Origin of the sequence: Streptomyces prasinopilosus (assembly GCF_001419695.1) — a bacterium.
Taxonomy (GTDB): Bacteria; Actinomycetota; Actinomycetes; order Streptomycetales; family Streptomycetaceae; genus Streptomyces; species Streptomyces prasinopilosus.
In genome coordinates this window covers 1-7,004 of record NZ_LIRG01000619.1, presented here as the reverse complement: position 1 = coordinate 7,004, position 7,004 = coordinate 1, and the positions used below count along the sequence as shown (strand labels likewise).

At 71.5% G+C, this 7,004-nt stretch carries 4 protein-coding genes; 2 read left to right on the top strand and 2 right to left on the bottom strand.

Annotation, left to right across the window (positions count from 1 at the left end; all coding sequences use genetic code 11):
• Nucleotides 1-136 precede the first annotated feature (136 nt).
• On the bottom strand, nt 137-553 hold the full coding sequence (locus AOK18_RS23425) for a coenzyme B12-dependent isobutyryl CoA mutase small subunit (RefSeq protein ID WP_055574335.1): 417 nt from the start codon (nt 551-553) through the stop codon (nt 137-139).
• A 466-nt stretch (nt 554-1,019) separates the two neighbouring features.
• Between AOK18_RS23425 and AOK18_RS23420 the strand changes: the two genes are divergently transcribed.
• Entirely contained in the window at nt 1,020-1,877 is an 858-nt protein-coding gene (locus tag AOK18_RS23420) for an esterase/lipase family protein (RefSeq protein ID WP_055695625.1), read from the top strand.
• Nucleotides 1,878-2,099: 222 nt separating this feature from the next.
• Nucleotides 2,100-3,872: a peptidoglycan DD-metalloendopeptidase family protein gene (locus AOK18_RS23415; RefSeq protein WP_079105139.1), complete on the top strand. Its 1,773-nt coding sequence runs from the start codon at nt 2,100-2,102 to the stop codon at nt 3,870-3,872.
• Nucleotides 3,873-4,020: 148 nt separating this feature from the next.
• Here the strand turns inward: AOK18_RS23415 and pcrA are convergent, their stop codons facing one another.
• Complete coding sequence (gene pcrA, locus AOK18_RS23410; protein WP_055695623.1) at nt 4,021-6,528, bottom strand: DNA helicase PcrA; 2,508 nt, start codon at nt 6,526-6,528, stop codon at nt 4,021-4,023.
• Nucleotides 6,529-7,004: the final 476 nt, after the last annotated feature.

Sequence of the window (7,004 nt, the reverse complement as noted above, 5' to 3'; positions counted from 1 at the left end):
CTCCTCCCCCGGCCCGGCCCGCCGCTTCCGGAACCGGACCGCGCGCCCCCCACCGGGTGGAGCCCCGGGGCCGGCGGCCACGCGCCGGGGCACGGCGCCGGGCCCCGGGAGCCCGGCCTGGCCCGGACGGCGGGTCCTACGCCTCCGCGGGGTGCCGTACGGTCGCGCGGACCCAGTCCACGATCGACGCGGTCGTGGCTCCCGGAGTGAAGATCGCCGCGACGCCCTTCTCCTTCAGCGGCGCGATGTCCGCCTCGGGGATGATCCCGCCGCCGAAGACCAGGATGTCCGCGGCGTCCCGCTCCTTGAGCAGGTCGATCACGGCCGCGAAGAGCGTGTTGTGCGCACCGGAGAGGATGGACAGGCCGATCGCGTCGGCGTCCTCCTGGATCGCGGTGTCGACGACCTGCTCGGGGGTCTGGTGAAGCCCGGTGTAGATGACCTCCATACCGGCGTCGCGCAGGGCGCGCGCGATCACCTTGGCCCCGCGGTCGTGGCCGTCGAGTCCCGGCTTGGCCACCACCACGCGGATCGGACCGGCTGTCGCACCCATCACTGCCTCCATGAAGCGCCTCCATCCCTCCGTACCGACACGTACCGCACACGTCAGTCGCCCGGTACCCCTCGCGGACACCGGACACTCCGCCGCCCGCCACCCGCCGCGCCGACTGCGCCACCGCGGTACGGGCACTCCCGCCCGGACCGGCCGGGGAAGTGAACGAACGTTATCTCCAGCATCCCGCAACCGGCGGTTTCACGGTGCGGACCGAGGGGGAAATCACACAGAGGGACACGTTCACCGCGCACCGTTCCGGGATCTCGGGATCCGAACCTCCCGCCCATGCGTCACACGGGCATCAGTGGGAACATGCGCATAAGGGATTTCGCGACGAGGTCGCCGTACGCCGCGGCCGTACCAAGCGCCTTCCGCGCGCGGCACCGACCGCTTTCGCCGCGACGCCCCGTGAGGGCACATGGGGGACAGAGCCGTCCCTCCGCGTGCCGACAGGAGGTCGGCCATGAAGGTCACGGAGGCAGCGCTCCCCTTTCTGCCGCTCTGTCGGCGCCTGGTGCCGAACCGGCCGGCGATCCTCTCCACCGCCCTGCTGAAGGCCACCGCCCTGGAACTCGCGATCCTCGCGGGCCACGCCCTCCTCTACCCCGTCGGCATGGCACAGGAGCGGCGGGGCACGGTCCTCGAACCCCCCGCGCCGGAGGGCACCGCGAAGCTGCCGACGGAGGCCCGGCCCCCGGTCGTGCTGCTGCACGGATTCATCGACAACCGCTCGGTGTTCATGCTGCTGCGCCGCAGCCTCGCCCAGCACGGCAGGCAGCGGATCGAGTCGCTCAACTACTCTCCGCTGACGTGCGACATCCGCGTCGCGGCCGAACTGCTGGGCCGACACATAGAAGAGATGTGCGAGCGCACCGGCAGCAGCCGGGTCGATGTCGTCGGGCACAGCCTCGGAGGACTGATCGGGCGGTACTACGTGCAGCGCCTGGGCGGTGACCACCGCGTACGGACCCTGGTCACGCTGGGCACCCCGCACTCCGGCACCCGCGTCGCGCCCCTGGCCAACGCGCACCCGATCGTGCGCCAGATGCGGCCCGGCTCACCCGTGATCGAGGAACTCACCCGTCCCGCGCCCGGGTGCCGCACGCACTTCGTCGCCTTCTGGAGCGACCTCGACCACATCATGGACCCTCTGGAAGCGGCCCGGATCGAGCACCGGGACCTCCTCACGCAGAACGTGCAGGTGAGCGGCGTCGGCCACCTCGCCCTGCCCGTGCACCCCGCCGTCGCCTCCGGCATACGGCAGGCGCTGGACACGGCACGCCCCGGGGAGCCGGCCGCCGGTCGCGCGCGGACCGCCTGACGCGGACCGTCCCGCCCCTCCGTCCCGCCCCTGAGGCCCGCCTTCGCGGCCCGGGCCGACACGCCCGGCTCCTTCACCCTCGTCAGTCATGGCGGCATCACGGGCCGGCCCGAACAACGGCAGCACCATCCAGCCGACTTGGGGCAGGAACCCCGGCCATTCTCGAACTGATTTCGAACACAAAACCAAGACCCTGCCTAACCGCCGCCAAAACGCAACCGAATGCCCGTTTCCTGCGCGCGTGAAACCTGCAGAAGATTGTCGCGCCCGCATACCGCCGGGTACAGTCGCCGCACTGCTCTGGCAGCCCCTGTTGTCGAGGCGAAAGAGAAGTTGGTGAACGACCGTCACCCGTCGGGGACCATGGCCCCGGCCCCGGCTTCCGACACCTCGTCGGCGCACTACGCGTCGTACGGCACCCCGGAAGCCCAGTACGGCGACTTCACCCTGTACGGCGGATACGACGCCACCGGTTCCGCCCTCACGGGCCCGGAAGCCGACGGCCACTCCGCCACGGCCTTCTCCGCCGACCCCCTCTTCGCCGGCCTCCCCGGCGACCACGCCCAGGGGACGTATGCCACCGGGGACATCACCGGGACCTGGTCCGCCGCGGGTCACGACACCGCGCACTACGACGCGTACGCGACCCCGCAGCAGGCCGACTACGGCACCGGCGGCTACGACACGACCGCCTGGACCGCCGGACAGCAGCCGCCGGAGATGCCGCAGCAGGCCGCGGCCCCCGACGCGGGCGACCCGTGGGAATCCGGGGCGTGGCCGCGGCCCGACCAGGCCCAGAACCCCGCCGACCCGACCCAGCAGTGGTACTGGGGCACCCACACCTTCGACACCGGGGCCTACGACGCCGCGCAGTGGAACTCCGACGGCAGTGCGGTCGCCCCGGCCCCGGACGCCTACGAACACCAGGCCGTGCCCTTCGACCAGCAGGCCACGGCCACGTTCGAGCAGCATCCCGCTCCCCCGGAGACCGCCGCCCCGGACCTCGATCCGCAGGGATCCGGTCACTCCGCCCATGACTCCTACGCACAGGAGTCCTACGGCCGGGACGCCTACGAGCAGGGGTCGCACGGAACGGACCCTTACGAGAACGTCCGCGATGATCCGTACAGGTCCCCGCAGGACGCCCCGGGTGACACTGGTGAGCTGCCCGCGGTACCTCTTCTGCTCGACGGCCAGGAGGAGTCGGTCCCGGTCCTCGTCCCGGCGCCGCGCGCGGCGACGCGTGGCGGGTCCCGTGCCCGCCGCCGTACGCCGGCCAAGCGCTCCGCGCTGCTGACGGTGGCCGTGCCCTCGGCGTGCGTCATGGGTGTCGCGGGTATCGCGGCGGCCTCGGTCGGCGACCTCGCGGAGGAGAGCGGCGGTCAGGAGACCACGAAGGCCGCCGCGGACACGCCGCTGGTGCAGCCCGCCGTGGCCAACAACCAGCTCGACACCCAGCTCGAGAGCCTTTCCGCCGGGGCGGGCGACTTCGCCGACCGGGCCAGCCGCACCCAGGAACGCATCGACCTGAAGGCGCAGCAGGTGGCCGACCGCAAGGCGGCGGCCGAGGAGGCGGCCCGCCAGGAGCGGCTGCGTCCGAAGTTCGCGCTCCCCGTCGCGCAGCACGGTCTCAGCGCCTACTACGGGCAGTCCGGCATCAACTGGATGTCCATGCACACCGGCATCGACTTCCCCGTCTCGTACGGCGCGACGGTGATGGCCGCGACCGACGGCACGGTCCGCACCCAGTACAACAGCGCCTACGGCAACATGATGATCGTGACGGCGATGGACGGCACGGAGACCTGGTACTGCCACCTCTCCAGCTACCAGGTCGCCTCCGGCACGGCGGTGAAGGCCGGTCAGCCGATCGCGTTCTCGGGCAACTCGGGCAACTCGACCGGCCCGCACCTCCACTTCGAGGTCCGCCCGGCCGGCGGATCGGCGATCGACCCCCTGGCGTGGTTCCGCAGCCACGGCCTCGAACCGTCGTAGGACCGTCCGGCCGCCGCACCCGCCCCGTCGCACCCGTCCCGGGGCAGGGATCCCCGCCTCTCCCGGTGCCTCACTCGTGAGCCCCCGCCGCTCCGTGGCGGCGAGGGCTCCCGGACGTGCCGGACTTCCCCGGCCGTCCCTTCTCGCCCTACAGCTTCTCGACCGGCGCGTACCGCAGCAGCAGCCGCTTCGGCTTGGTGTCCCCGAAGTCGATCATCGCCTCCGCGTTGCCGCCCGTGCCCTTCATCGCGACGACGGTGCCGAGCCCGAACTGGTCGTGCGTGACCCGGTCCCCGACCGCCAGCGACACCACCGGCTTCTCCGCGGCCCGGCGCGTGGCGAAGCCGGACGCGCCGGACGCCGACGAGCGGGACCGGGACGACGACAGCGAGGCCGCCACCCCGGACACCGGTCCGGAGGACACGGGCCCGGTCGCACCCGTCCGCTTCCACTCCAGGTGGGCGGCCGGGATCTCCTCCAGGAAACGCGAAGGCGGGTTGTACGACGGCTGTCCCCAGGCGCTGCGCAGCGTGGACCGGGTGAGGTACAGCCGCTCGCGCGCACGCGTGATGCCGACGTACGCCAGGCGCCGTTCCTCCTCCAGTTCCTTGGTCTGCCCCAGGGCCCGCATGTGCGGGAAGACGCCGTCCTCCATGCCGGTCAGGAAGACGACCGGGAACTCCAGGCCCTTGGCGGTGTGCAGGGTCATCAGGGTGATGACGCCGGAACCGTCCTCGTCCTCGTCGGGGATCTGGTCGGAGTCGGCGACCAGCGCGACCTGCTCCAGGAAGTCGGCCAGCGTGCCTCCCGGGGCGGCGGCCCCCGGCGTCTCCGCGCCCCTACCGCGCTCCTGCTCGAACTCCAGGGCGACGGCGGCGAGTTCCTGGAGGTTCTCGATCCGGGTCTCGTCCTGCGGATCGGTGGACGCCTGCAACTCGGCGAGGTAACCCGTACGTTCCAGGACCGCCTCCAGCACGGTCGCCGGGCCCGCGCCGGACTCGACGATCGTGCGGAGGTCCTCCATCAGCGTGTTGAACCGCTTGACCGCGTTCGTGGAGCGGGCGGCCATGCCGTACGCCTCGTCGACGCGCTTCAGGGCCTGGGGGAAACTGATCTTCTCCCGCTGGGAGAGGGCGTCGATCATGGCTTCCGCGCGGTCGCCGATGCCCCGCTTGGGGACGTTGAGGATCCGGCGCAGCGGCACCGAGTCCTCGGGGTTGGCGAGCACCCGGAGGTAGGCCAGGACGTCCCGGACCTCCTTGCGCTCGTAGAAGCGGACCCCGCCGACGACCTTGTAGGGCAGGCCCACCCGGATGAAGACCTCTTCGAAGACGCGGGACTGGGCGTTGGTGCGGTAGAAGACGGCGACGTCTCCGGCCTTGGCCTCGCCCGCGTCCGTGAGGCGGTCGATCTCGTCGGAGACGAACTGGGCCTCGTCGTGCTCGGTGTCGGCGACGTATCCGGTGATCCGCGCGCCGGCGCCCGCGTTGGTCCACAGGTTCTTGGGGCGGCGGGACTCGTTGCGCTCGATGACGGCGTTGGCGGCGCTGAGGATCGTCTGCGTGGAACGGTAGTTCTGCTCCAGCAGGATCGTCGTCGCGTTCGGGTAGTCCTCCTCGAACTGGAGGATGTTGCGGATGGTCGCCCCGCGGAAGGCGTAGATCGACTGGTCGGCGTCGCCCACCACGCACAGTTCGGCGGGCGGCAGGGCGTCCGCGGCCGGCGGCGCTCCGGCGGGGTCCTCTCCGGTGCCGACGAGTTCACGCACGAGGGCGTACTGGGCGTGGTTGGTGTCCTGGTACTCGTCCACCAGGACGTGCCGGAAACGGCGGCGGTAGTGGTCGGCGACGTCCGGGAAGGCCCGCAGCAGGTTGACCGTGGTCATGATCAGGTCGTCGAAGTCGAGCGCGTTGGCCTCGCGCAGCCTCGACTGGTAGAGCGCGTAGGCCTGGGCGAGAGTCTTCTCGAAGCCGTCCGCCGCCTGTGCGGCGAAGTCCTCCTCGTCGATCAGCTCGTTCTTCAGGTTGCTGATCTTGGCGCTGAAGGACTTGGGCGGGAAGCGCTTCGGGTCGAGGTCCAGGTCGCGGCAGACCAGGGCCATCAGGCGCTTGGAGTCGGCGGCGTCGTAGATGGAGAACGACGACGTGAAGCCGAGCTTCTTGCTCTCCCGGCGCAGGATGCGCACACAGGCGCTGTGGAACGTCATCACCCACATCGCGCTCGCGCGCGGGCCGACGAGCTGCTCGACGCGCTCCTTCATCTCGCCGGCGGCCTTGTTGGTGAAGGTGATCGCGAGGATCTGGCCCGGGTGGACGCTCCGCGCGGCGAGCAGGTACGCGATGCGGTGCGTGAGCACCCGGGTCTTCCCGGAACCGGCGCCGGCCACGATGAGCAGGGGGGAGCCGGAGTGCGCGACGGCGGCGCGCTGGTTGTCGTTCAGCCCTTCCAGGAGGGCCGCGGGGTCCAGCACCGGGCGGGGGGCGCCGTCGCGGTAGTGGGTGTCCCGGTCCGGCGGCACGTCGAACTTCCCGTCGAACAGATCGTCCGGAACCTGTTCCGGCTCGTGATCGTCCTCGGGTGGCGGCGGCGGTTCGTCCGCGGGGCCGCGCCGGGCCTGGAGGTCCGCCAGGAAGCTGTCGTCAAAGAGGCTGCTCATCGCCCTCCGAGTCTAGGACGCTCCACCGACAACCCGCGGCCACCCCGGGAACATCCCCGTATTCCGGCGACCGCCGGCGCCCCGTGTCCGGCGACCGGACACGCCTCCACTCTCGAGGACCGCCCCCTCACCCTGGGTGACGTGACGAAGAAGGTCACGAAAACGTATCGGGCATATCACCCGTCAACCTTCACACGAAGCACATGGGTTGGCTACGGTTCGGGCGGGCCGTGCGACCCCCACCGGCGAACCCCGCCGGGCGAGCGGCCTCCGCCGCATCCGGCGCCGCCGCCGCGGCGGCCGGAGCCGGGACCCACCGGGAACCCGGGGTGAACCGGCCCGCTCCCTCCCGGCGCGCGGTCAAGGTCTGCGGGCTCTTCAAGGTCTTCGAGGTCACGAAAAGGTCACCGGTGCGGGCAGAGGCACCACACTAACGGGGCATTGCGGGTCGACCCGCCCGATGGAGCCAAGAAGAG

What these genes read in the sequence shown, in the direction of transcription:
- AOK18_RS23425 (WP_055574335.1), bottom strand. Translation starts at nt 553, where the DNA reads ATGGGTGCGACAGCCGGTCCGATCCGCGTGGTGGTGGCCAAGCCGGGA.
- pcrA (WP_055695623.1), bottom strand. Translation starts at nt 6,528, where the DNA reads ATGAGCAGCCTCTTTGACGACAGCTTCCTGGCGGACCTCCAGGCCCGG.
- AOK18_RS23420 (WP_055695625.1), top strand. Translation starts at nt 1,020, where the DNA reads ATGAAGGTCACGGAGGCAGCGCTCCCCTTTCTGCCGCTCTGTCGGCGC.
- AOK18_RS23415 (WP_079105139.1), top strand. Translation starts at nt 2,100, where the DNA reads ATGCCCGTTTCCTGCGCGCGTGAAACCTGCAGAAGATTGTCGCGCCCG.